The 1,238-nt window shown below is 55.2% G+C and carries 1 protein-coding gene; it reads left to right on the top strand.

Features of this window, described 5'->3' with window-relative positions; genetic code table 11:
• A partial coding sequence (locus LPW36_RS17600; protein ID WP_230611886.1) for a filamentous hemagglutinin N-terminal domain-containing protein occupies positions 1 to 1,238 on the top strand: 1,238 nt, incomplete at both ends.

Below are 1,238 nucleotides of genomic sequence, written 5' to 3'. Positions count from 1 at the left end.
GTGAATATCGCCACGCCAAACGGCGCGGGGGTTTCCCATAACCAGTACCAGAATTTTAACGTCGGTAAAGACGGGCTGATTTTAAACAATGCCACAGGAGCACTGAATCAGACCCAACTGGGCGGACTGATTCAGAATAACCCCAACCTGAAAGCCGGGCAGGAAGCGAACGCCATTATCAATGAAGTGGTGGGTGCCAATCGTTCACAGCTTCAGGGCTATACCGAAGTGGCGGGTAAGCAGGCGAATGTCATGGTGGCGAACCCGTATGGCATCACCTGTAGCGGCTGCGGATTTATTAATACTCCAAACGTTACTCTGACCACCGGCAAACCGGTGCTGGACGCACAGGGCAATGTGCAGGCGCTGGAGGTTACCAAAGGCAGCATCACCATTGAAGGACAGGGGCTGGATGCCAGCAACAGCAGCTCGTTGTCCATTATATCCCGCGCAACGGAAGTGAATGCGGCGGTTTATGCAAAAGATTTAAGCCTAATCAGCGGCAGTAATCGGGTCGGCAGCGACGGCAGCATTACGCCGATTGCCGGAGAGGGCAGCGCACCGCGCGTGGCGATTGATACCGGCGCATTAGGCGGAATGTACGCCAACCGTATCCATATGGTTTCCAGCGAAAAGGGCGTCGGGGTTAATCTGGGCAATCTGAATGCCCGGCAGGGTGATATCCAGCTGGATGCGAACGGCAAGCTAACACTGAATAATACGCTGTCGCAGGGTAAGCTGACGGCGCAGGCGGATGAACTGGCGTTACAGGGAAACCATAAAGCCAATGGTGATATCAGCTTAACCAGTCGCGGTCAGACTGAAATCAAACAGGGAGCGCTGTCATCAGCGGGTAACTTCACGCTGAACAGTCAGGGTCAGGTCACTGTCGGGAATGGAACCGTCTCCGCCGGTAATAACGTCAGCCTGAGCAGCCAGCAGAGCCTGCAACTGAGCAACGCCAGTGTGGCGGTCGGTGTGGATGCAGAAGGCCGGGTTGGCAATCAGGGAACGATACAGCTGGATGCGCAACACCAGTTATGGAATAACAGCCAGCTCTCCGCCGGTCAGGTAAAAGCCAAAGGTCATCAGTCCATACAACAGGATGCTGCTTCCCGTGTAACAGGTTTAACAGACGTCAGCCTTGAGGGAGGCCATCTGGCGCTGGAGGGTAACGTCAGCGCCGGACAGAATATCGCATTGAGTGGAACCCGTCTGCAAACCGGCGCGCAGTCAAA

Origin of the sequence: Limnobaculum eriocheiris (assembly GCF_021010575.1) — a bacterium.
GTDB lineage: Bacteria > Pseudomonadota > Gammaproteobacteria > Enterobacterales > Enterobacteriaceae > Limnobaculum > Limnobaculum eriocheiris.
The sequence above is the reverse complement of the archived record's forward strand: the minus strand, read 5'-3'. Positions and strand labels throughout refer to the sequence as shown.